We start from the raw sequence: 24312 nt of genomic DNA, 5'->3' as shown, positions 1-24312 counted from the left end.
TGCTGCACCGTGTGCCAGGTGGTTTCGTCACGCCTTGCTCGTACCTCACAAGGCGGCTCAACCGGCGCGGGGGACCGTGACGAAACCACTCGTGACGTGTTCGCAGACCTTCTCAAGAACCTGTAGACAGCATTCTGCACCGGGCGCGGGGGTGGACGTCACGCCTCGTTCGTTCCTCACGAGGCGGCTCAACCAGCGCGGCGGTCACCCCTTGAACATCACGATGTTGTTGAAGACCCACTTATTGGTCTGGCTGAACGTGTAACCGCCACCAGCCTTCGCCTTAGCCTCATAGACCGTGGCCCAGGCAAAGCTACGACACGCATTCGGACCACTCAGCGCCGTATCACACTCGGTACGCCACCTACGACCATCAGTCGCCGTCCACGACCCCGTGTGCCCCAGCGGGTTATTGGCCCACTGAGCCCTGGTCATGTAAGGCAGGTACGTCATGTTGTTGAACGCCCAACCCCGCCTGATCGAGAAATTCCCGCTCTTATCCCTGACCACGATGCTCGCCCAGATCTCAGTGCGGCAACGCTCAGTCTGCGAATACTTCTCACAGGTGGTGAACCACTGACGCCCATTGATGGTGTGCGCCCCGGGCAACGAATACGGAGCCGTCGGGACAAACCCCGCAGGCGTAGTCGGAGTAGCCGTCGGCGTCGGCGTCGCGGTTGGTGTGGGTGTTGGGGTCGGTGTGGGTGTGGGGGTTGGTGTTGGGGTCGGTGTGGTAGTGGGTGTTGGTGTCGGCCCTCCACAGGTGACCTGGTCATCGCTCAACTGGACGTCCGGGCCGAGGGAGATGGCCTGGAAGCGGTACAGCGCCGAGGTGTGGCCGTCGGGGGCCAGGGTCCGGACCTCGAGGGTGTTGAGCCCCGGGATGATGGCGTAGGCGAACCGGCCACTCCTCGCAGCCAGGTCGCGGCCGTTGAGAGTCACGTACACCGCATCTGTCGGGGACTCGGGGGTGAACGCCAGGCACGACTGGTTCACGGCCGACCCGACAACCTGCAGGTAGGAGTGCGCGTCCGGCGAGAAACCGGCCCAACTCGGCCCGGAGACGACGTTGACGCCAGCCAGCCGAGCCCGGTTGTCCCCATCGCGGACGGCGGTGTAGGCAGCGCTGGTCTCAGCGGTGCCGTCGGGTGAGGTGACCGCGACCGTGATCCCCGTCGACTCCTCGCCGAGAGGGAGCCGGTACCAACCCAGGCTGTCGGCCTCGATCGCGGCCCCGGACGTTGAAACCTTGACCGTCGCTCCCGCAGCCGTGGGCACGGGGAGCAGGAAGATGGCATCGGCTGAACGCGAAGCAGTCAGGAGCGCGTCGTCGGCCACAGCGTTTCGCACGTCGACCCTTGCGAGGGTCGCATCCCCCGCGGCGTCTGTCGGGGATGCCACCGTAACCGGGGCGCTCGAGACCGGTGCGGAGAACCCTCCGCGGGAGTCGCGGGCGACCACATGCGCGCTGACCTGGGAACCAACCAGATCCCCGGTGACCGTCAGCGTCGCCCCGGTGCCGACGGGTTCACCGTCCCGTAGCCAGCGCACCACCGAATCTCCCTGGGCATCCCCGTCGGGATCGGTGAAGTGCCACGCGGCCAACAGTTCGGCGCCACTCTGGGCGACCGTCACCTCGGAGGCGACCGGCGCGGCGTTCGCGTCGGCGAAGGCGACTGCCCGGTCGGCGACCAGGAGGTCGGAGAAGACGAACTCGTGGTTGATCGAGCCTGTGGTCTTGGTGGCGACGACGAAGCCGACCTTCGCCGATCCGATGGTGGCGTTGGTGACCGGCGACCCGAGGTCGCTGAACGTGACGCCGTCTGTCGAGTAGCTGCCCTGAAAGGTGGACTCCCCGGTGCGGGTGAGCCGCAGCCAGATCGGGTCCTGCGTCGGGCTCGGGATCGATCGGGACTCGTTGGCCGAGCCCGCCGCCTCCGTCACGACGTTCAGGGTGGCCGGGGTGTTGTTGTGCTTGCGCTGGATGGTCAGGTAGTTGTCCTGGTTCACGATCAGCCCAAGACCGGCCTCCTCCCAGCCACCCTGCGTGCGGCCAGCCATCTTGACGGTGGCAGACTCGCCGACCGCCAGGCTCTGCTCGGTGTTGGTGAGGATGTTTCCAGCCCGGTTGTCCGACCCCCACATCGAGCCGGCACCGGCGGGGGTCATCAGAAGATGCCCTTCGGCGGTGAGTTCGAGGCGGGCGGCCGGATCGGGGTTGGAAACTGCCCACCGCTCACCCAGCGAGTCAGCGAGGGGGGCGTGGACCGACAGCAGGAGGGTTCCGCGGGCGCCGTCGACGCCGGTCGCGGTGACCTCGAACACGCCAGCGGACCCGGCCGTGAGGGCACCGGTGGACGAGATGGTTGCGCTGTTGCCCGCCAACGAGCGGACCTGCCAGGTGACGTCGTCAGCGTCGGCGGACAACTGGGTGCCCTGCCCCGGCGCCAGTTGTGTGCCCTCGGATGAGGTGATGGCGATGGGCGCCGCATCGCCCCCCGGCGCGGTGCCGGTGACGGTGAGTTGCACCGGGGCCGACTCGTGCGCGCCGACCTGGGACGCGGCGAACGCGATGATGTCGGTGTTGCCCGCGGAGCGCGCCCGGATGGTGCCGTCGGCATCCACGGTTGCTACCGTCGGGTTGGTGCTCAGGTATCCGATCCGGCCGCGGGGATCGAGGTTGTTGTCGGCTCCGACCAGCACCCCGTCGTCGGCGGCATGGACCTCGGAGGCCGAGGTGTTCGAGCCGTCGAACCTGAGGTTCAGCCCGTTGTCGTAGCGGTTTCCGGTGAGGTTGATGTTCAGCGAGCCGTCGAGTTGGAACAGCGGACGCGAATAGGCCTCGCCGGTGCCCGTGCCGCTGGCGGTGGTGACCTCACCGGCCGACAGGGTGGTGCGGGCGACGTCGAGGTTCACGGCGGCCTGCGAGTGCTCCCGCTGGACGGTGTTGTCGCGGAACGTGAGGTCGGCGACCGACCGTCCGGCGATCAACTGAGAGCCGGCGACGTTGAACACATTGCCCTCGATCAGGACGTTGCTGTGCACCGTCCGGCCCGGCACGGTGTCGCGGTTGGTGGGGTCGAAGTAGATGACGGGCTGGTCGGTCGACGTGCGGCTGAACGTGTTGTTCCGGATCGTGACGTCGGTGGCGCGACCCGACTCGTACCACTGGTAGGCATCGTCGGAGATCAGGATCGAGGCCATGTGCATCTGGTCGAAACGGTTGTTCTCGATCAGGACCGGCTTGCGGGTCGTGACGAGGATGCCGCGCGTCGGCGCGTCTGAGAAGCTGTTTCCCGCGATGTGAACCTCAGGGGTGTAGGTGACGTTCTCGGCGACGAAACCGGCGCCGGAGGCGACGTTTGCGGGGATCTCACGGTCGAAGGTGACGGTGGTGGTGCGCAGCGACTCGTCGGTGTTGCCGGACGGGCCGGTGACGGCGGTGACCACCGCCGGGCCCAGGTCGATCGGCAGCATGGTGCGGTCGTTCACGAACTCCACCTGGTCGCCCACGAAGTACTGCTGGAACCCGGCGGTCTCGTCATGCATGTAGCGCAGGGTCACCTGGTTCGGAGCGGGGCGGCCGACGACACGGAGATAGGTGCCGTGGATGTTGATCGGGTCGTCCTGCGGGTTGTGGAACGTCGAGTTGGTGATGCTGACCTTGCCCTTGACCCCTGAGAAGTGGAGCAGATCGGCGAAGTTGGTGGTGCTGCGCCACCCGCCCGGGTCGGCGTGGAACCGCAGCGAGTCGACGGTGACCGTGTCGGTCATCTGCGACAGGATGCCGAAGTTCTGCAGGTAGTGGACGTCCAGGTTCTGGATTGTGGTGTTCCTGCTCTCCCAGATGAAGGCGCCGGGGGTGTCGCGCTCAATGTCTCGGAACTGGTACATGACGCCCAGGTCGGTCGGCGCCGTCGCCGTGGAGTAGGTGAACCGGATCCGGTGATCGCCCAGGTCCTCGATGCCGGTGACGCCGGAGAACAGCGGGCCACCCGCGTTGAAGCGTTCGGCGTGGCCAGTGGCGGTGTTGTACAGCTGGCCGTAGTGCTGCCGCCCGGGCAGCGAGTTCTGCCCCGTCCAGTACGGCTGGCCGGTGACGGGGCTGGTCTCGCCTCGCCAGGTGATGGTGGTGCCCTGGACCGAGTAGTCGATCGTCGGGGTGACGGCGACCGTGCGGAAGGCGCGGCCGTTGGCCGTGCCCGTCTCGATGACCGTGGTCTCGACCACCCTCGGGCCGACGAAATCGGTGGAGAAGTTCTGGAAAGTCACGTTCGTGGAGCGGATCGAGGCGAACGCCGTCTGGATGCCGTGGAACAGGAACGCGGAGCCGCCGCCGTCGACGACCACGTCTTCCATGTCCTCGATAAGGATCGGCAGTCGCTTCATCTTGAACTGCTGGAGCGTGCCGACGGTGTTTGACGTGTAGAGCTCCCGCTGGGGCGCCTGCTCGGGCCAGAAATGGTAGGTGCCTTCGGGGAACCAGATCGTCGTCGGGGCGTCGAGCGACTTGGCGTGGGCGATGGCGGCCACCACCCCGGGCGTCGAATCGGCGGCGCCTGTCGGGTCGGCGCCGTAGTCGGTGACGTCCACGACGGTTCCTACCGCGTCCGACGGTGGATCGGCTGAGGCGGGGCTCGCCGCCACCGTCGTGAAGACCATGAGGACGGCTACCAAGAGGGCGAAAATGCCTCGGATTCGGGGACTCCAATGACCATGGGGTCACACTAGGTGGTAGGACCGACACAATGGGGACGGGCGCGGAAGTGCTCTGTGGAACTGAGTGTTCCGGCCCCGGGATCAGGCGATCAGGCGGGGATGGGAGCCCCGCCGGTCAGCCTCACGCGCACTGAGCTGGCGTCGACCCGGTCGGACGACGACACCACCGCCCGCTGCCCGTCGGGGAGCCGCACCCCGATCTCGACGTCGTCGACGGTGTAGCCCTGGTCAAGTACCTCCACCTCCACGCCGTCGTCGGCGAGCACCAGCGAACCCGGCAGCACCGCGAGGATCTCTCCGGTGGCGAGCGACCCGTCCCAGCCGAGCGATCGCGCCACTGCCTCCGTGACGAAGGCGCGCGCCCCGAGGAATGCGGCGACCTCGCGGGTGGCAGGGGCGTGCCGCAGGGTCTCGGGATCGGCCAGCTGCAGGAGGTGTCCTTCGGTGAGCACCGCGACCCGGTCGGCGACGGTGTAGGCCTCCTGCTGGTCGTGGGTCACGTAGACGGCGGTGGTCCGGCTCTCCCGCAGAATCCTTGCCAGGTCCTCGGCCAGTCGCCGCCGCAGGCCCGTGTCCAGGGCCGAAAGGGGCTCGTCGAGCAGCAGGGCCCTGGGCGTCGGGGCCAGCGACCTGGCCAGTGCCACCCGCTGCGCCTGCCCGCCGGAAAGCTCGGTTACCCTGCGGTCCTGAAATCCTGGTAACCCGACCAGTTCCAGCATCTCTGTCACCCGTGTCTGCTGGGCCGGACGCGGGAGTTTGCCGAGGCCGTAGGCGATGTTGCGGCCCACCGTCATGGTGGGGAAGAGTTGGGCGTCCTGGAACACCAGGCCGAAGTTGCGTTTGAACACCTTCACACCGGCCAGGTCGTCGCCCTCCCACAGGATCGAACCGGCCGTCAACGGCTCCAGCCCGGCGATTGCCCGCAGCAGCGTCGACTTGCCGGAGCCGGATGGGCCCAGCAGCCCGACCACAGTGCCGGGTTCGACCACCAGGCTCACATCCTCGACGGCGACCGCTGCGCCGTAGCGCACCTCCACCCCGCGCACCTCAAGGCCTGCTACCACGTCGCCACCTCCTGGGGACGGAGCCGTTCGGCCGCCGCCATCGTGATTCCCGCCAATCCTGCCAGCAGGGAAGTGCAAGACGCATGTTCCGGGGCGGTCGCGCCGCGCGCTCAACCCCGTGATAGGTTGCCCGTATTCCGGTGAATGGGAATCCAGCGTGAATCTGGAGCGGTCCTCCCCACTGTGAGCGCTGAGCGGGTGTTCCGACGATCGTCAGGATCGGGCCACTGGACGGACAGTCCGGGAAGGCCAGAACAGCCGTGCCGAAGCGTGAGTCAGGAAACCTGACCGGAGTGTGTTTCGTCCTTCGAGGGTTTGGAGATACCCATGCGCGCACCCCGCGTCGGCCTTGTGCTGTCCGCTCTTTCAGTTTCCCTGCTGGTCGCCGTCTCCGGATGTGCCGGCGCGCCAGCTTCCAGCCCCGCCCCGACCGCTTCGGCGTCCATCGGGGCCACGTCACCGGAGGCTGCGGCCTTTCCCGTCGACGTAACCAGCTGCGGTTTCACCGCGACGCTGCCCGCGGCGCCGAGCAGGGCCGTCACGCTGAACCAGGCCGCCACAGAGGTTGCCCTGGCGCTCGGCGTCGAAGGTCAACTCGCTGGCACCGCCTACCTTGACGATGCCGTCCCGGAGAAGTGGCAGGCCGCTTACGAATCGGTGCCGGTGATCTCGGAGAAATACCCGGACAGGGAGACCCTCCTTGCCGCGGAACCCGACTTCCTCTACGCCGCATTCGGCAGCGCCTTCACCGCTGAGGTCGCCGGGACCCAGGAGGAACTGGCCACGGCCGGGATCCCCTCCTTGCTTTCGCCGTTCGGCTGCACCGATAAGGCGTTGCGCGCCCCGAGTTCCTTCGAGTCGGTGTGGGACGAGATCGATTCGGTGGCCACCGCCTTCGGGGTTCCGGAGCGCGCCGCAAAGGTCCGCGAAGAGCAGCAGGCCACCCTCGGCCAGCTCAACGACCAGGCTGCGGGCAAGGACGTCAGGATCTTCTGGTTCGATTCCGGGGACAAGGCGGCCTTCGCGGGGGTCGGCAGCGGTGGCCCGCAACTCGTGATCAGCGCGGTGGGCGCCACCAACGTCTTCGCCGACATCGAAGGGAGCTGGGCCGATGTCAGCTGGGAGCAGGTGCTGGCCTCCGATCCCGACGTGATCGTGCTGGCCGACGCCTCCTGGTCGACTGCCGCGGCCAAGCGCGAACAGCTCGAAAACGATCCGGTCCTAAAGGATCTGGCCGCGGTCAAGGCCGGGAACTTCGTCACCATCCCCTTCTCCGAAAGCACCCCTGGCATCCGGCTCGTCGACGGCGCAAGCCACCTGGCCGAGCAGCTGACGGCGCTGAATCTGTCGTGAATCCGGGGGGAGTGAGCACCCCGGTCCCCGCACATTCGAGGTGGGGCGGTTTCGTGGCTGCGTTGATCGCGCTGCTTGCCGTCCTGCTTGTCAGCCTGGCCGTCACCCTGGGCATAGGATCGGTCAGCGTCCCGGCGGACGTAGTGCTGCAGGTCGTGGGTCGCCGCATGTGGCTGGGGGACTTCCCTGTCACGCCGCTCCAGGATCAGATCATCTGGGACCTGCGGCTGCCGCGGGTGCTGGCGGCCGCCGCCGTCGGTGCGGGGCTGGCGGTGTGCGGTGCAGTGCTGCAATCGCTGACCCGCAACGACCTGGCTGAGCCCTATCTGCTCGGCATCTCGGGCGGCGCGACCGTGGGTGCTGTGGCGGTGATCGCGCTGGGGGTCGGCATGGGCACACTGGGCGGCACCGTCGCACTCACCTTCGGGGCCTTCGTCGGCGCGCTCGGCTCCCTGGCTCTTGTGCTGCTCCTCGCCGTCGGGCGGGCAGGGACACTGCCACCGACCCGGGTGGTGCTGGCGGGCGTCGCCATCGGCCAGATCTGCAGCGCCTTCACCTCGCTCATGGTGATCATGAACGGGGACCAACAAGCGGCGCGGAGGGTGCTCGCCTGGACGCTCGGGTCGTTCGCCGGCGTCAGGTGGGAATCGACTGGGTTCCTGATCGCGGCCGCGCTGCTCGGCCTCGTGGTCGCCCTGTTCTTCGCGCGCGACCTGGACGCCATGAGCTTCGGTGAAGCGACCGCAACGTCGCTTGGGATCTCGGTCGCCGGCGTCCGGTGGGCGCTGATGGTGGTGACCGCGCTGCTCACCGCCTGCCTGGTGTCGGTGGTGGGGGCGATCGGTTTCGTGGGTCTGATCGTGCCGCACATCGTGCGATTCGTGTCGGGGCCGGTCCACGCCAGGTTGTTGCCACTCAGCCTGGTTACCGGCGCGATCCTGATGGTTTGGTCCGACACCGCGGCACGCTCCCTCGCCCCCGGCCAGGAGATCCCGGTCGGCGTCGTCACAGCCATCATCGGGTCGCCCTTCTTCGTGTGGCTCCTGCGAAGGGCGAGGAGCGACGCATGAGGCTGCAGATCGAAGACGTCTGCTTCTCCTACGGCTCCCACCAGGTGCTCGACGGCGTGAGCGCCGACCTCGCCGATGGCGGGTTCGTCGGTCTGATCGGCCCGAACGGCTGCGGCAAGTCGACGCTGTTGCGGCTGATCGCCAGAGTCCTGCGGCCTCAGGGTGGCCGGGTGCTGCTCGATGGCCGCGACCTTGCATCGTTTACCGGGCGCGAGCGGGCCCGCGCCGTCGCATTGGTGGAGCAGCAGTCCGCCACCAGGCTCGACCTGACCGCTCGTCAGGTCGTGGAACTCGGCCGGATCCCGTACCGCGGGCGCTGGCCGTCGAGGGCTGGTGAGGGGGCCGAGGCGTTGGCGGCCGCAGCGGCCTTCGCCAACGTCGAACACCTGCTGCACCGGGCGTGGCACAGCCTCTCCGGCGGCGAGCGTCAGCGGGTGCAGTTGGCGCGCGCGCTCGCCCAGGAACCCGAGGTCCTGCTGCTTGACGAGCCGACCAACCACCTCGATCCGGGGCACCAGATCGACTTCCTGCAGCGGGTCAGCAAGCTGGGAATCACGTCGGTGGCCGCCCTGCATGATCTTGAGCTCGCGCTCGGATTCTGTGACAAGGTCATCGTCCTGGACGGTGGGAGGATTGCGGTTCGCGGGGCACCTTCGGAGGTCATCACAGCCTCTCTGATGGACAACCTCTACGGTGTGGACGCCGATGTAATCGACCACCCTCGCCTGCCGCGCAGGCACCTTGTCTGGAGCGGCGTAAGCGAAGGCAGGCAGCGGTGACAACGGTGCCCACCCTGCTCGTCCTGCTCGGGGCCGCCACCGCCGACGAATTGGTGCGGCTCCAATCGCTGGTCCAAGCCCGGGAATCGACGACGCTGTGTTTCCTTCAACGCGGCGAGCCGTCGCTGGTCAAGGAACTCAACCGTCTCGCGGGCGACGGGGAACCGGAAGTCAAAGTCGTCCCGGTCCACGCCGGGCGGTCTGCGACGGGGCGCTCCTGGGCCTTCCGGGTCGCCGGGTACTGGCTTCGCACGTGGGGTGCTGAGATGGACCTTCGCATGGCCCGTTCGGAGTTGAAAGCCCCCTTCCAGGACCTGGACGACTTCCTTGCCGCGGCTGCGTGGCAACGGGTCTGTGGCCGTGATGGGGGGCTGACCTCACCGTCCTGGGACGAGGTGCCTGGGTACCGCCATCAGGTGCTCGTGTGCCAAGGCCCGCGCTGCCTTGCACGCGGCGCCGGAGAGGTGACCACCGCCCTGCAACGCCTCCTTGCCGAACGCGGTCTCGGCGATGACGAGGTGCTACTCACTGCGACCGGCTGCCAGTTCCCCTGCAACCAGGCCCCACTCGTCACCGTCCAGCCCGATGACATCTGGTACGGAAACCTCGATGACGAGGGGGTGGCCGCGCTGGTGGCGGAGCACCTCTGCCGGGCGGAGCCACCGGCGCAGGGCCGAAGCGTCCAATACCGGCTTCGGCGTAGCCGCGGGACGGGGGAACCTACCAAGTCGTCACCTCCTGCGGGCGGAGCCGTTCGGCGGCCGCCATCGTGATCCCCGCCAATCCTGCCAGCAGCACCGAAGCCGCCAGCGCCATGCCGTAGGTCTCCGACCCTGGGCGACCGAACAGGCGGAAGATGAGCACCGGCAGCGTCGGATTGTCCGGGCGCGCCAGGAACGACGTCGCCCCGAACTCTCCGAGCGAGGTCGCGAAGGCGAACCCGGTTGCCAGGCCGAGGCCGCGCCACAGGTGTGGCAGCTCTATCCGCAGCAGCACCCGGAGGGGGCCCGAGCCCAGCGTTGAGGCCGCCTCCAGTTGCCGCGGGTCGATCGCACGTAGCACCGGAAGCAGGATCCGTACGATCAACGGCAGCGCCACCACCGCCTGCGCGATCGGGATCAGCACCAGGCTGGAGCGGAGGTCGAGCGGGGGGCGGTTGAGCGTGATCAGGTAGCCGAACCCGACGGTAACGGCCGAAACCCCCAGTGGGAGCAGGAACAGGGACTCAAGGGCCGCGAGCCCCCGCCGCGCAGACGTCGACCGCGGCCTACGCGATGCGACCAGCGACACCAGCATCCCAAGCGCGACCGCCATCCCGGTCGCCGCCAGCGCCGTGACGAGAGATGTGCGACCCGCGGCCCACAACGTCGTGCCCATGGCCCCGTCGGAGGCGAGTTGGGAGTAGTTGGCGAGCGTTAACCGGTCGCCGCGGTGCAGCGAGAGCCAGAGCAGGTTCCCGAGCGGTGCCACCAGCAGCACGACGGTGACCCCGAGGGTCAGCGCCATCGGTGCCCAGTCCCGGCGCCGGTCGAAGCGTCGGGAGGTCGCCGAATCTGGTTGCAGCCTGAGCGACGCCGTCGTCCTGGTCTGCGCTGCGCTGCTGAGCCAAAGGGCCAGCGTCACGATCACCAGTTGGGTGATCGACAGTGCCGCGGCGGACCTGAGGTCCAGCAGTTGCGTGGTCAGGAACCAGATCTCGGTTTCGATGCTCGAGTAGCTACCTTGACCGAGCACCATGACGATGCCGTACGACGAGGCGCTGAAGAGGAACACCAGCGAGGCGGCCGAAACGATGGCAGGTGCCAGGGCAGGGAGGGTGACACCCAGCAGAACCCGGAGCGGTGACGCCCCGAGGGTCGCGGCGGCCTGCTCCAGCCTGGGGTCGAGCCTGGCCCACATGGAGCCGACGGTGCGCACCACCACCGAATAGTTGAAGAACACCATCGCGCCAAGTATCGCCGCGGGGGTGCCGGAGAGGCCGGCCCAGCCGAGCAGCCCGTCCTCCCGCAGCAGGGCACCGAACGCGACGCCGACCACGACCGTCGGCAGCACGAACGGGACGCTCACCAGCGCGCGCAGCGCCCCCTGCCCGGCGAACCTCGTCCTGTAGAGCAGGTAGGCGCCGGGCAGCCCCAGCAGGAGGCAGAGCAGGGTCGACGCCGTCGCGCTGGTGAGCGTGAACCCGACCGCCCGCCACGTGCGGGGCGACGCGAACACCGTCTGGAATCCGCTCAGTGTCCAGCCATCGCCGTCGTGGAAGCCGCGCAGGACCAGGGACGCGGCGGGCCAGGCGAAGAACAGCGTGAGGAAGGCGAGCGGGACGGCGGCGGCCAGGAGCCAGGCGACCCGCCAGCCCCACGGGTTCAACCGATGGCCTCGGTCCAGTCCCGGATCCACTGGTCGCGGTGCTGGCCGATCTGCTCGGCGGGCACCTCGAAGGGGACCTCTGACAGGGGCGCGAAGCGTGCCCAGTCCTTCGGCAACGGCGTGTCGGCGATGACTGGGTACATGTAGAGGTTCTCAGGGATCGCAGCCTGCACCTCCGGGCTGAGCATGAAGTCGATGAACTTCTGCGCTCCGGCCTCGTTGGTTGTGCCGTGGAGCACACCCGCGTACTCGACGGCGCGGAAGCACGTGCCGAGCAGCGCCTGGGTGGTCGAGGTGTCGCCGTCGACCGTGTACGCGGGCGACGTCGAGTAGCTGAGCACCAGGGGGCGGGGGCCCTTTCCGTCGGCACCCGAGAAGTCGGTGTAATAGGCCTCGGTCCAGCCCGAGGCGACCTTGGTGCCGTTGTCTGACAAGGCCTGCCAGTAGTCCAGATAGCCGTCCTCGCCCTTCGCCCCGATCGTGGCGAGCAGGAACGACAGGCCGGGTGCGGAGGAGGCGGGATTGGTGACGACGAGCAGGTCCTTGTAGACGGGGTCGGTCAGGTCGTCGAGGGTCGATGGGATCTCGATACCCGCAGCCTCGAACCAGGCGGTGTCGGCGTTGATGCAGACATCACCGAAGTCGATCGGGGTCAGTTGGGGTGCGGCGAACTCCTGGGTGGACGCGGCAAGGGGCGACTCGTAGTCGACCAGAACACCCTCGGAGGCGGCCCTCGAAGCAAACGTGTTGTCGATGCCGTAGACGACGTCGCCCAGTGGCGAGTCCTTCGTGAGGACCAGTTGGTTGACGAGGGTGCCCGTGTCGCCTGGGGCTACGTAGGTGACCTCCAGGCCGGTCTCGTCAGCGAACTTCGCCTTCAGTTCGTCGGGCAGGGTGAAGGCGTCGTGGGTGACGACGGTGAGCTTGTCCGTCTGCGTCGGGGAGGGCGCTCCGGCCTCCCCGGACGAAGGTGCGCCACCGCAGGCGCTGAGGGCGAGTAGGGCCACGGCGGTCAGGCCCGCGACGATCATTCTTTGCATGGCATCTCCTTTTCGGAGGCTCGGCGCAAGCCGAGGAGACTCACTCCCTACGCCGGTGCTAACCGGATCAGGTTTGAGGGTCTGCGGTCTTGTTCCGCACTCTCAGCGCCCGGTGGCGCTCCCCTGTGTGTGAGACGATTCTATGGTGGTCTTCGCCGATCCGCCAAGCCCGAAGCTCAGGTCGCCTCGCTCACCCTGATCAGGGCATCGCGGATCTGGCGTGCACGGGTTGGGCCGATGCCGTCGATCTCCATCAGATTGGCCAGCGTGGCGCCGAACAGTTCCTGCAGCGAAGAACCGTCGATCAGTCTCGAGACCAGCGAGGCGGGGAGCCGACCGACGGTCGTCAGCAACCTGATGCCGCGAGTCGGCAGATGCTGCTCAAGGTTCGGGTTCGGGCCGAATCCGAGACGCTCGGCCACCAGTTGCCCACTGAAAAGTTCGTCGTGGGAGAAGTTGTGCAGCCTTCCAAGGTCGAACTCGGATGGGTCGGCCACGGTCGGTGAGTAGTCCTGCTCCAGAAGGTCGCCCACGCCCGCGAAGCTCGCCACCAACTCATCGTGCTGCAGGGCCACCATCCGCCCCTCGACCCCGAGCAGGTCGATGTGGAACTGCATCTCGGAGCTGAGCCGCCTGGTCAGTTCGAGCCGGTGGGCGACGTTGGTGAGGTCGCGCAGCGTGACCTGCTCGGCGATCTCCAGCGAGGTGAACTGTTCGAGCAGCTCGGTCACCCGGGTGGAGATGCGTGACAGGGCGGCGAGGGTCTGGTTCGCGCGGCTCGTGACCTGCCGCACCGTCTCTACCAGGTGCCGGTGGCCCTCGTAGAAGACCGAGATTGTGCCCATGGACGCAGAGACGGTGATCACGGGCAGACCGGCGGCCTGCGATGTACGGTCCGCCGACCGGTGACGGGTCCCCGTTTCCGCGGTTGGCAGATCTCCCTCCGGTACCAGGTGTACGCCGGCGGCCACTATCTGCGTGAGGTCGGTCGAGAGGATGATCGCGCCGTCCAGCTTCGCCAGTTCGCGCAGTGCCTGCTCGGTGAACTCGACCCCGATCTTGAACCCGCCAGAGGAGACGAGCTGAACCTGGCGATTGTTACCGAGCACGATCAGCGCTCCTGTGCCACCGTGGAGGATCCGGTCGAGCCCTGCGCGCAGCGGTGTGCCAGGGGCAAGCTGCTTCAGGTAGCGGCGGACGGTTGGCTTCGACACCTGACCTCCTCAGATCTGCTGTCCAAGTGTAGGTGCGCCCGACATCTCGCGCACCCGGGTTTGACCCTCACGCGGCGTGAGGCTTTAGCGTCGTCGGCATGAACACCACACAGTCTCTGATCACGGCCCTCGCCCACCCCGATGAGACGCAGCGTCGCCAGGCGGCGCTGGCGCTCGGCGCGGCACAGGACTCTTCGGTGGTCGACGCGTTGGTCGACCGGATCAGGGTCGAACCCAGCTCCTGCGTCCGGGAGGATCTCACCTGGGCGATCGTGCAGCACGCGGCCGCGGCCGAGCCGCAGCTGAGCGCGCTGTTGGAGAGTCGGGAGTCCGATGACCGCCGCACCGCCGCGCACGTGCTGAGCAAGGTCGCCGACCCTGCTCACTTCGAGCGGGTCAGCCCCCTCGTCGCGGACGGGCACGCGGACGTCGCCATCAAGGCATACCGGGCTGCCGCCAACACCGGCGGAGCCAGGGCCGTCGACGCGCTCGCAGCCAGGCTGGGCGACGGCGACCTGCTCCAGCGGGACGCACTGACCAACGCCTTCGCCTCGATCGGTGCCGAAAGCGTTCCCGTGCTGGTCGCCGCGCTCGCGAGTGACCGGCCCGAGGTCCGCGAACACGCGGTCGAGACGCTCGGCCACCTCGGTGAGGATGCCACGGCAGCCGCTGCCCCTCTGGCGGCGGTCGCTGAAGATGCCGAGCCGACGATCAGGATCGCCGCCGTCGCGGCTCTTGGGCAACTTGGAGAGGCGTCCCTCGAGATGCTGCGCAGGCTGGCGGACGGGCCCGATCCCGTCGTCGCTCAGCTCGCCGCCCGCTACCTCGCCTGAGCACCCGGCAACGGCTCGTCCGCCGACAGTTTGGTGGCCAGGCGCCGGGCGAGGAGCCGGGTGTGCCTGTCGGGGGAGTCGACGGCCCGGGCCACGGCGCGCAACGCCGTGGGGCCGCCGACCTCGCCCAGCGCCACCAGGGCGGCGAACCTGACAGGCTCCTCGGGGTCGGCGAGCGCCGCGATGAGGGCCTCGACGCTGGCCTCATCTGCAACGACGCCGAGCGCGTCGGCGGCTTGTTCCCTCGTGCGGAGATCGGGTGAGGCGAGCGCCGCGGTGAGGATCGGTAGCGCTCCGTCGACCCTGGCCAGGGATGCCGACGCCTCCTCCCGCACCCTCAACCGGCCGTCGCCCAGCGCCACACCGAGGGCCCGAGCGGCATCGCTTCCGCCGACCTGCCCCAGGCTGAAGGCAGCCTTGGTCGCGACGCGCTCATCCTCGTCGGAAAGCAGCGTGCTGAGGACCGGAACGGCTGCCTGGTCGCGCAGTTTCCCCAAGGCATGCGCCAGCGAGAGCCTCGCGCGCGCGTCACCGCGCAGCATGCGCGACACCAGTTCCTCGCGGACGCCAGGCCGCTGGCTGACCGCCCAGGTTGCGCCTTCGCGCACCCCCGCGACCGGGTCGCTGAGTAGTTCGATCAGCACCTCGACCGGCGCGAGTTCGGGTTCGGTGAGCGCGGCCCGGAACCGGACGGCGGGATCGGGGTGGCGCAGCCGCTCCGTCAGTTCGATGGCGCTGAGCACCTCTTCCCAGCCGACGTCTGCGGTGCCCTGCAGGTGCCTGAGGGTCGCCAGCAGCCGTTGCTCCTCAGCGATCCGCTGCTCCAAGACCGCGGCGTGCCGCCCGAGCAGTTCCGCGGCGTCGAGCCCCTCGTCCAGGGCGGCGGCGATTTCGGTGAGGGAGAGCCCCAGCGACTTGAGGTTCTGGATCGCCAGCAGCCGTTGCAGGTCTTCCTCCGAGTAGAGCCGGTAGTCGCCATCCGTGCGCCCACTGGGGGTGAGTAGGTCGATGTCGTCGTAGTGCCTGAGGGTCCGGTGCGTCAGGCCGGTGCGGCGTGCGACCTCCCCGATCCGAAGCCAGCGCTCGGTCATGTCGTGGCCGAGGGACTGAAGTAGAGGTAGTCGAGCACCTCGGCCAGCGTCCCGAACTCGACGACCTTCATCCCGCTGAGCCGGGGGAACTTGACGCTGACGTTGCGGGAACCCGTTGGAATGATCGCGACGTCGAACCCGAGCCGCGCCGCCTCCGCCAGGCGCCGCTCCACGCCCGGCACCCGGCGTAGGTCGCCCGCGAGGCCGACCTCGCCCAGCGCCAGAAGACGGCGCGGGTCGCTGTGGTTGAGCGCGGCCGATGCGACCGCCACCGCGACCGAAAGGTCGACCGAAGGGTCGCTCACCCGGGCGCCGCCGACCGTGGAGACGTAGACCTCGCTCTTTGAGAGCGGCAACCCTGCCTTGCGCTCGAGGACCGCCAGCATCATCGCGATCCGGGAATTGTCCACCCCATGGGTGGTGCGGCGCGGGGAGGCCTGGTTGGAGGCGGGGGCGACGAGCGCCTGGATCTCGGCCAGCAGCGGGCGGCGGCCCTCCATCGTGACGGTGATGCAGGTGCCGGGCACCGGCTCGGAGCGCGAAGTCACGAACAGCCCTGACGGGTCGGGCACCTCGACGATGCCCGCCTCGCTCATCTCGAAGCAGCCGACTTCGTCGGCGGGGCCGAACCGGTTCTTCGTGGCGCGCACCATCCGGAAGCCCGAGTGTCGGTCGCCTTCGAAGGTGAGCACCACGTCGACCAGGTGTTCGAGTGTGCGTGGGCCGGCGATGGCACCGTCCTTCGTGACGTGCCCGACGATCACCACGGCCATCGATTCGCGTTTGGCGACGCGTGCCAATGCTCCGGTCACCTCACGCACCTGGCTCGGGCTGCCCTGCGCGCCGTCGGTCTCCGCCGTCGAAACCGTCTGTATCGAGTCGATGACCAGCAGCGACGGTCGCACAGACTCGATGTGGCCAAGCACGGTGCCAAGGTCGTTCTCGGAGGCCAGATACAGCGAATCGGCCAGTGCGCCGGTGCGCTCGGCTCGCAGCCTCACCTGGGACGCGGACTCTTCCCCGGAGATGTATAGCGTCGTCTCGCCCGATCCGGCCCACTTCGCTGCGACCTCCAGCAGCAGGGTCGACTTGCCGACGCCAGGCTCACCGGCCAGCAGCACGACCGCCCCAGGGACCAGACCGTCACCGAGCACCCTGTCGAGCTCCGAGATGGAGGTGCGCCTACGCCTCGCCTTGTCTGTGGGCACCTGCGAGATGGGCACCGCCACGTCGACGGGCGCAGACGCAGCGACCTGCCTCAGCTTGGGGGCGCCACGCTCGACGACGGTTCCCCATGCCTGGCATTCACCGCATCTGCCGACCCATCGGGTCGATGTCCAGCCGCATTCGGTGCACCCGTACATGTCCTGCTTCTTAGCCACGAAACGAGACTAGCCGTGCCTACCGACAATCCCTGTCGCTAACCCCATCGGCGTCGACAGACCGGGTCCGAGACGACGCTGAAGGGCAGCCTCGGAGGGTGTCTCAGATGGTGACGGTCCCGCCGTCAGCTGTGCGGAATGTGACGGAGTTGATGCCCGGTGTGCCGCGGGGGGCGACCATGTCGAGCGCGACCCCGTCGAGTTCGTCTCCGACGGGGATGCCGAGCCATTCCGAGAGGCGGTCGCCTGAGCCGGAAATCTGGACCGAGGCGAGGGAAACCTCCCCCGGGAGTGCTCCCGGGCGCAGCGAATCGTCCGACTTCCATTCCAGGAAGTAGGGCAGTTGCGGGTCGGCGATCAGGCCGCGGATGCCGATCTGTACCCATTCCAGTCGGCGACCGTCAGGGAACTGACGCGAACCGGGCACGGCCGAGCGCTCGAGCCGCAGCTCAAAGGGCGCGATGTCAGCGACACTGACAACCCAGCCCAGCCAGCCTCCGCCCATGTCTGAGCGGGCCCGAACGGCCTGGCCGAAGGCGGCCTTGTCGGCGGCCGGATGGTCGAGAACCTCAACGACCTCGATGTATCGATCATCGGTGAGCGGAATGATGTGGTTACGGGTGCCGAACCGCGGATGGAAACCGCCGTCCTTGTAATCGGCGCCAAGCGCGTCGGCGAGTCGGGCCGCCTCCGCCTTGAGGCCGTCCGGACCGGTCGCGAAAATCAGGTGGTCGACGTGCATGCTGCCATTCTCGCCCCGAGTATGCCCCCCTGGGAAATCGGGGCCGCTGCCCGGCGCCAGTGATGCCCATCTGACGGGTAGGCTCAAGAACGTGTCACCATCGAAGATCCTGCTTTCGACCACTTCGGTCTACCCCGAAGCCTCGACGAGTGCATTCGAACTGGCCGCCGATCTGGGCTTCGACGGCGTTGAGCTCATGGTGGGGGTCGATTCGTTGTCGACAGACATCGGGTCGGTCGCCAAACTGGCCGATTATCACGGGGTGAGAGTCTGGTCGGTCCACGCGCCGACGCTGCTCGTCACCCAGGGGACCTGGGGCTCCGACTCCTGGGAGAAGCTGCGGCGCTCCGGTGAAGCGGTGCAATCCCTCGGCGGAGACGTGGTCGTCGTACACCCGCCGTTTCGATGGCAGCGCGAATACGGCGCCGGTTTCGTGGCTGGAATCAAGGAACTCAACGCTTCATCCCCCGTCAAGTTCGCCGTCGAGAACATGTACCCGTGGCGGACCCCGGGGCGCCACTTCCAGGCCTACCTGCCCGGTTGGGACCCGACACCCTACGACTATGACCACCTGACGCTCGACCTGTCGCATGCCTCCACGTCCCGGCGCCAATCGCTCGACCTGATCCACGCCTGGGGCCCACGGCTGGCCCACGTTCACCTGACCGACGGGCTGGGCTCCTTCAAGGACGAGCACCTGATGCCCGGCGAGGGTGACCAGTCGGCCTGGGACGTCGTCGAACTCCTGGCCCGCACCGGTTTCGAGGGGCACATCGTGCTCGAGGTGTCGTCACGGCGCGCCAAGTCGAGGCACGAACGGGAGACGCTGCTCGGCGACTCGCTTGAGTCGATCCGCAGGGCCGTCGAGGTCGGGCTGGCGCAGAGGCTCTGATGGCGTCCCTGAACAGCGCCGTCCGCAGGTTCATCCGTTCCAACAACGTCCGACAGGCGGCGCTGGCCAGTGGGGCGGCCGAGGAGTTCGCCCGCAGCTATGTCGCGGGGAGCACGGTGGAACAGGCGGTCGCGGTCGTGCGTCGGCTGCGCAGCCAGGGGCTGCTCGCCTCCCTCGCGTACCTGCCGGCCTCCGACGATGAGGCGGAGACCCCCGCCATGCTCCTGGATTCGATCACCCGGCTGGGGGCGTTGGCCGCGGACAGTGAAATCTCAATCAAACCCTCCTCGCTCGGCCTGCGAAGCGACCCCGCCAGCGCCGCGTCACGGCTCGACGACCTCTGCGCAGCGGCCGGGGAGGTGGGGGCTCTGGTGACGCTCGAGATGCAGGGGGAGGGGCAGTACCGCGAGACCTTGGAGTTGTGGCAGAGGACCCGAGAGCGGCACAACGGCCTCGGACTGACGCTGCCGGCCGACATCCGGCGCTCCGAGCGTGAGGCAGGCGTGCTGGCGGCCGAAGGAGCCCGGCTGAGGCTCTGCGTCGGCTCGTACCCGGTGCCGAAGGCGTCAGGTCACCGGAGTGAGAAGGAAAAGTCGCTCGCGCTGGTGCGTTGCATCCGACGCGTCATGGAGGGCGGCGGCTACGCGATGGTCGCCTCTCACGATCCGACCATCATCGCGATCGCGCAGGAGGTCGCGTCGCGCAACGCCGTCGCCGCGTTCGAGTTCCAGATGTTCTACGGCGTCCGGCCCCTTGAGCAGCGACGCCTGGCCGACATCTGCTACCGCTCCCGCACCTACCTGCCTTTCGGCCCGGCCTGGTTCGAGTACCTGACCACCAGGATCGCTGCCCGCCCCCGCACCCTGTTCAGCTATCTGCGGGCAGTGGGGGACAAGCGTTGAGCACGGGCACGGTCGTCGGATCGTCTGGGAGACGGACGCTCGGGTGGGAGATGACCATCGTCCTCCTACTGTCGCTTGGACAGTCCGCCGTCTTTTCGGTGCTCCGGATCGTGGAGCGCATGACGCGCCCGGAACCGCTCTCCCAGCAGACCACCACCCTGAACACCGCCCAGACGCCGGACCGGCCATGGCTCGATGCCCTGTACCAGTTCGCCAACCTCACCTTCCCTCTGGTGCCCGTGTTGCTCTGCCTGTATCTCCTCACGGTGGTCGAGCGTCCCGAAGGCGGTGCCCTGCGCGTGATGGGCTTCGACCTCACCCGCCCCTGGGCGGACCTGGGGAAGGGATTCGCCATCTTCGCCGGGATCGGCGTCCTCGGCCTGGCCTTCTACCTTTTCTCGGTCTCCATCGGGATAAACACCCAGATCAACACGTCCGGGCTCGAGTTCACCGTGTTCAACGTCGCGGTGCTGTTCCTGCGCGCCATCATGAACGGCGTGCTGGAAGAGGTCGTGATGATCGGCTATCTGTTCACGAGGTGGGCCCAGATGGGCGGCCGGATGTGGGTGATAGTCGTGGTCAGCTCCGTGATCCGCGGCGGCTACCACCTGTATCAGGGCTGGGGCGGGCTCATCGGCAACCTCGTCATGGGCCTGGCGTTCGGGTGGCTGTTCCTGAAGCCGCTGCGGCGGCGGGTCATGCCATTGGTGGTGACCCACTCCCTCCTGGACATCTTCTCCTTCCTCGGCGCTCCATTGCTGCCGTGGCTGATGTCGCTCATCGGACGCTGAAGCAGGCGATCAAGCTTCGCGAGCGAATCCCCGTTGAACTGGAGACATCGGACGACTGAACTCGTTACGGTGGGCGCACCCCCCGTCCGACGTTGTATCTGGAGACACCGCAATGACGCTGCGCAGAACACTGGCCCTTGGGCTCTCGGTCGCCTTGGCGGCCGGAACCTTGACCCTCACCGGGCCACAAGCCACTGCAGACCCACCCCCATCAGCAACCACAGCCAGCGCAAGCCCCGCGGACGGCTTGGCCGACGGCCTGACCTTGAACGACCTGGCCAACCGTGGCGAGGGCGACTGGTTGCGCTACCGCATCCCGTCGCTGACCACCGCGCCCAACGGCGACCTCCTGGCCTTCTTCGACGGCCGTCCCTCGATGAACGACCTGCCGAGCAACATCACCATGCTGATGCGCCGCTCGAGCGACGGCGGCACCACCTGGGGCCCCCAGCAGATCGTGCGTCAGTCGCCCGCCCCCAACGGCTACGGCGACCCGTCGGTCGTCGTCGACCGTGAGACCGACAAGATCTTCCTGTTCTATGCGGCCTCCATCAACCAGGGCTTCGCGGGTGGCTCCACCGGCTCCGACCCCGACGACCCCAACGTGCTGCACGCCGACTACTCCGTCTCCGACGACAACGGCGCGACCTGGACGCACCACCGCATCACCGACCAGATCAAGGCGGGCCAGACCACCTGGGCAGGCATGTTCGCCGCCTCCGGCGAAGGCATCCAGCTGCGTCAGGGCGCCCACAAGGGTCGCCTGATTCAGCAGTACACCATCCGGATCTCCGGTGGGAACTACGCCGTCTCCGTCTACTCCGACGACCACGGCGCCACCTGGAAGGCCTCCGCCCCCGTCGGCCCGGGTGCCGATGAGAACAAGACCGTCGAACTCGCAAACGGTGACGTGCTGCTCAACTCGCGCGCCGCCCCCTACCGTCGGATCGCGCGTTCCACCGACGGTGGCGCCACCTACACCGCCTTCACGCAGGACACGCAGTTGCCCGACCCGGCCAACAACGGGTCGATCATCCGCGCCTACCCCGACGCCGCCCCCGGCGACCCGAAGGCGCAGATCCTGCTGTTCTCCAACGCCAACAACGTCAACGTGCGGCGCAACCTCACCGTGCGCATGTCGTGCGACTCCGGCACCACCTGGCCCGTCTCGAAGGTCGTGCAGAGCGGCGCCACCGGCTATTCGACGCTGACCCCCCTGCCCGACGCGTCGGGCGAACTCGGCGCCGGTGGTTTCGGCCTGTTCTACGAACGCGAGGGCTACCGCCACATCTCGTTCACCAAGTTCGACCTCGGCTGGCTCGAAGGCGTCTGCGCCAAGGTCGCCGTCGGGGCCCCGACCGCCCAGCCTGTGGCCGGGATCGCCACCACGGTGCCCGTCACGGTCACCAACCAGTCCGGTGCGGCGCTGCCCGCCGGATCGTTGGACGTGGCTGCCGACTCGCGTTGGGACGCGACCCCGACCGCCGTGCCCGCGATCGCGGCCGGCGCCATCGCCACCGTAAACCTCACCGTCACCCCTGGCGCATCATTCGACACCCGCGGGCATGAGCTGAAGGTCACCTACACCCAGGGCGATGGGGCCGCATCCGGCTCCGGCACGCTGATGGTCATCGGCGGCGACAAGAAGTGGGAGTGGACCACCGGAGCCGTCCTGAACCCGGCCACCAGTTCCCGCATCGACGTCACCTCCGACCTGCCGAGCGTCGCCTCGCTTGCCGAGGGCGTCATCGTCGCCGACTTCACGCAGAACGCCAACGCCACGGTGGGCACGCTCTACGCGGCGACCGTCAAGGGCGCCACGGACAAGGGGGTCGTCCTCAGCATCAACGGCGGAAAGCCGTACTTCGAGGTCCGCACGGGCGGGACGGGCCACGTCATCCGGCTCGCGCCAAACGTCACTGTGACCAACGGCCAGCGCTACGTGCTCGCCGCGGTCGTCAACGCCGCGGGCGCCAAGCTCTACCTCAACGGTGCCGAGATCGCCACCACCACCACCAGCGCGCTGATGTCGTCCGTCCAGGGACTCGACGCTATGTCGGTGGGCAGCATCTTCACCAGCCGCACCGACCCCTGGATCTTCAACGGCACCCTGCACTCCGTGCACGTGCTCGGCCCAGTCGCTCCGGTGCCCTCGCTCGAGGTCCGTCCCGTCCTCGACGCCATCTATTCCGCCGGTGAGCCAGGACTCCTGGACGACGGCATCCAGCCTTGGGTTGAGGTGTACAACACCGGCAACGTCGCCGTCACCGGCATCAGCGTCGCGGCAGGCCAAGGCACGGCAAACTGCACCTCTTCGTCGCTGGCGCCCGGCGCCAGTTTCGTCTGCCGGAACACCCCGGCCATCCCGCGCCACACCGTCACGGCGGCCGACCTCATCGTCGTCGGAGAGTGGCGCGATACCTACACCGCCACCGGCACCGCGGCAGGCAGCACCGTCACCGCATCGGCGACCCTGTTCCCCGTCGATCTCCGCGAGATCCCCGAGGATGTTGAAGCCAGCGTCTGGGTCCCCACCGGCTCGTTCGACTCGTCCTCGCTCGTGCGGGTGCCGCAGGTCGGCGGCATCGGTTCGGCGGCCAGCGGCGACCTCGGGCTGACCATCCCGGCCAACAGCCGTGCCAGCGCCCAGCTGGGGGTCACCGCAGGGACCGACCTGACCGGTCTGGCGGCCGAGGTCGGCGCGCTGACCGGCCCAGGTGGCACGCTCACTGACGCCGTCGACGTCCGGTACGCGAAGTACATCCCGGACGAGAACAACGGTGGCGTGGTCGCCGACCCGCTCGAGGACGTGGCTTCGGTGGACGTGGCTCGCGGCCAGAACCAGCCGATCTGGCTGACCGTGCGCGTCCCCGCAGGCACCGCGCCGGGCGAATACACCGGCACTGTCGCCGTCAAGACGACTGCCGGCCAGCTCGGCACCTGGCCGATCGTGGTCGAGGTGCCAGACGTCGAGTACCGCGATGTCCCCGAGCGGCCGTTCGTGCTCGACCTGTGGCAACACCCCGACGCGGTGGCCGACCAACTCGACCTGACACCCTGGAGCGAGGCCCACTTCCAGGCGCTCGTGCCCTATTGGGAGGATCTCGCCGAGGCGGGGCAGGACGTGCTGAACCTCGCCATCACGGAAGACCCCTGGCTGGTCAACATGGGCGGCACCATTCGGCCGCAGACCTACAGCCACTACCGCTCGACGGTGGAATGGCTCTACGACGGCTCGAACTTCACGTTCGACTTCGACGTCTTCGACCGGCTCGTGACCGACGCCCGGGCCGCGGGTATCGGCGACCGGATCCACGCGTTCTCGATGCTCCAGTTCCAGAGCCAGGACCGGTTCTACTTCATCGACACCCGCACCGGCCAGGGCACCTGGGAGACCTACACGGTGGGCGACGCCCGCTACCGTCAGGTCTGGGGTGCGTTCCTCGACGCGTTCGAGACACACCTCAGGGACAAGGGGTGGTGGGATGACACCAGCCTCGCGTTCGACGAGCAGACCCTTTCCCGCATGAACGCCGCGTTCGCGGTGATCGATCAGGCCAACCCGGAGTGGAACGACAAGATCGCCCTGGCGGCCAACTCGCTCGCCGAGGCCGACATCGCAAAGTACATCTCGTTCAACTTGACGTTCCTCGACCAGGTGTCGCAGGACCTCATCGACAGCCGTCGCGCGGCGGGCAAACCGACGCTGTTCTACACCTGGAACGAGCCCACCTAGCCGAACACCGTCGTCAAGACGCCGCCGTTCAACGTGCGCACCCTCCCGTGGGTCGTCGAACAGCGCGACCTGGACGGTTACCTGCGCTGGACCTACCAGTCGTGGCCGGAGGACGTGTTCACCGACCCGACTTTCCGGTACGGCCAGGGCGACGAGTACATCGTCTACCCGGGAGCCGACGGGCCGGTCACCTCGATCCGATGGGAGCTGTTCAAGGACGGTCTCGAGGACGCCGAGCTGCTCGACCTCGCCAAGGCCGAACTGGGTAGCGGCCAGGCCGATGTCGAGGCGGCGCTGACAGGGGTCGACCCCTCCGGTGCGGCCAACGACACCACCC

Annotated in this window: 16 protein-coding genes, 1 pseudogene and 2 riboswitches; of the genes and pseudogenes, 9 read left to right on the top strand and 8 right to left on the bottom strand. The window is 68.1% G+C overall.

Features of this window, described 5'->3' with window-relative positions; translation table 11 throughout:
* Positions 1–204 precede the first annotated feature (204 nt).
* A complete protein-coding gene (locus BUC15_RS10730; protein ID WP_175558302.1) occupies positions 205–4593 on the bottom strand; it encodes a right-handed parallel beta-helix repeat-containing protein in 4389 nt (1462 codons plus the stop codon).
* Between the two features lie 215 nt (positions 4594–4808).
* A complete protein-coding gene (locus BUC15_RS10725; RefSeq protein ID WP_073188056.1) occupies positions 4809–5783 on the bottom strand; it encodes an ABC transporter ATP-binding protein in 975 nt (324 codons plus the stop codon).
* Positions 5784–5904: 121 nt separating this feature from the next.
* Positions 5905–6090: riboswitch (cobalamin riboswitch) on the top strand.
* Between the two features lie 20 nt (positions 6091–6110).
* Between BUC15_RS10725 and BUC15_RS10720 the strand changes: the two genes are divergently transcribed.
* The 4 genes from BUC15_RS10720 to BUC15_RS10705 are packed head-to-tail and all read left to right on the top strand — an operon-like array spanning position 6111 to position 9758.
* On the top strand, positions 6111–7136 hold the full coding sequence (locus tag BUC15_RS10720; protein WP_073188054.1) for an ABC transporter substrate-binding protein: 1026 nt from the start codon (positions 6111–6113) through the stop codon (positions 7134–7136).
* Between the two features lie 53 nt (positions 7137–7189).
* Complete coding sequence (locus tag BUC15_RS10715) at positions 7190–8206, top strand: FecCD family ABC transporter permease (protein WP_073188052.1); 1017 nt, start codon at positions 7190–7192, stop codon at positions 8204–8206.
* A complete protein-coding gene (locus BUC15_RS10710; protein ID WP_073188050.1) occupies positions 8203–8985 on the top strand; it encodes an ABC transporter ATP-binding protein in 783 nt (260 codons plus the stop codon). Before BUC15_RS10715 ends, BUC15_RS10710 begins: the two co-directional genes overlap by 4 nt.
* Positions 8982–9758: a (2Fe-2S) ferredoxin domain-containing protein gene (locus BUC15_RS10705; RefSeq protein ID WP_073188047.1), complete on the top strand. Its 777-nt coding sequence runs from the start codon at positions 8982–8984 to the stop codon at positions 9756–9758. The genes BUC15_RS10710 and BUC15_RS10705 overlap by 4 nt, the downstream gene beginning before the upstream one ends.
* Here the strand turns inward: BUC15_RS10705 and BUC15_RS10700 are convergent.
* From BUC15_RS10700 to disA, 3 genes are all read right to left on the bottom strand, one after another.
* A complete protein-coding gene (locus tag BUC15_RS10700; RefSeq protein WP_245787953.1) occupies positions 9706–11352 on the bottom strand; it encodes an ABC transporter permease in 1647 nt (548 codons plus the stop codon). The two genes, BUC15_RS10705 and BUC15_RS10700, sit on opposite strands and share 53 nt — an antisense overlap.
* A complete protein-coding gene (locus tag BUC15_RS10695; protein ID WP_073188044.1) occupies positions 11349–12392 on the bottom strand; it encodes a thiamine ABC transporter substrate-binding protein in 1044 nt (347 codons plus the stop codon). Before BUC15_RS10695 ends, BUC15_RS10700 begins: the two co-directional genes overlap by 4 nt.
* 27 nt (positions 12393–12419) lie before the next feature.
* Positions 12420–12527: riboswitch (TPP riboswitch) on the bottom strand.
* Positions 12528–12568: 41 nt separating this feature from the next.
* Positions 12569–13606 (bottom strand): DNA integrity scanning diadenylate cyclase DisA, encoded by a 1038-nt coding sequence (disA, locus tag BUC15_RS10690; protein ID WP_073188042.1) that lies wholly within the window; start codon positions 13604–13606, stop codon positions 12569–12571.
* Positions 13607–13704: 98 nt separating this feature from the next.
* On the opposite strand from disA, the gene BUC15_RS10685 reads away from it, so the two are divergent.
* Positions 13705–14439, top strand: coding sequence for a HEAT repeat domain-containing protein (locus BUC15_RS10685; protein ID WP_073188040.1), 735 nt, complete (start codon positions 13705–13707; stop codon positions 14437–14439).
* Here the strand turns inward: BUC15_RS10685 and BUC15_RS10680 are convergent.
* The 3 genes from BUC15_RS10680 to BUC15_RS10670 all read right to left on the bottom strand — a co-directional run bounded on the left by BUC15_RS10680 (position 14427) and on the right by BUC15_RS10670 (position 17654).
* Positions 14427–15530, bottom strand: coding sequence for a HEAT repeat domain-containing protein (locus BUC15_RS10680; protein WP_073188037.1), 1104 nt, complete (start codon positions 15528–15530; stop codon positions 14427–14429). The genes BUC15_RS10685 and BUC15_RS10680 overlap by 13 nt on opposite strands.
* On the bottom strand, positions 15527–16912 hold the full coding sequence (radA, locus tag BUC15_RS10675; RefSeq protein ID WP_073188035.1) for a DNA repair protein RadA: 1386 nt from the start codon (positions 16910–16912) through the stop codon (positions 15527–15529). The genes BUC15_RS10680 and radA overlap by 4 nt, the downstream gene beginning before the upstream one ends.
* 103 nt (positions 16913–17015) lie before the next feature.
* Positions 17016–17654, bottom strand: coding sequence for a VOC family protein (locus BUC15_RS10670; RefSeq protein ID WP_073188033.1), 639 nt, complete (start codon positions 17652–17654; stop codon positions 17016–17018).
* Positions 17655–17745: 91 nt separating this feature from the next.
* Here BUC15_RS10670 and BUC15_RS10665 point away from each other — a divergent pair, with 91 nt between their 5' ends.
* The 4 genes and pseudogenes from BUC15_RS10665 to BUC15_RS10650 all read left to right on the top strand — a co-directional run.
* Entirely contained in the window at positions 17746–18546 is an 801-nt protein-coding gene (locus BUC15_RS10665) for a sugar phosphate isomerase/epimerase family protein (protein WP_245787952.1), read from the top strand.
* A complete protein-coding gene (locus tag BUC15_RS10660; protein WP_073188031.1) occupies positions 18546–19448 on the top strand; it encodes a proline dehydrogenase family protein in 903 nt (300 codons plus the stop codon). The genes BUC15_RS10665 and BUC15_RS10660 overlap by 1 nt, the downstream gene beginning before the upstream one ends.
* 50 nt (positions 19449–19498) lie before the next feature.
* Positions 19499–20239, top strand: coding sequence for a CPBP family intramembrane glutamic endopeptidase (locus BUC15_RS10655; protein WP_073188028.1), 741 nt, complete (start codon positions 19499–19501; stop codon positions 20237–20239).
* Positions 20240–20351: 112 nt separating this feature from the next.
* A pseudogene (locus tag BUC15_RS10650) lies at positions 20352–24212 on the top strand (glycoside hydrolase domain-containing protein); the annotation flags it as partial.
* Positions 24213–24312 lie beyond the last annotated feature (100 nt).

The organism is Tessaracoccus bendigoensis DSM 12906 (assembly GCF_900141915.1).
In the GTDB taxonomy this organism is placed as follows: Bacteria; Actinomycetota; Actinomycetes; order Propionibacteriales; family Propionibacteriaceae; genus Arachnia; species Arachnia bendigoensis.
Note: the sequence above shows the minus strand (reverse complement) of the source record. Positions and strands in the feature narration are given on the sequence as shown.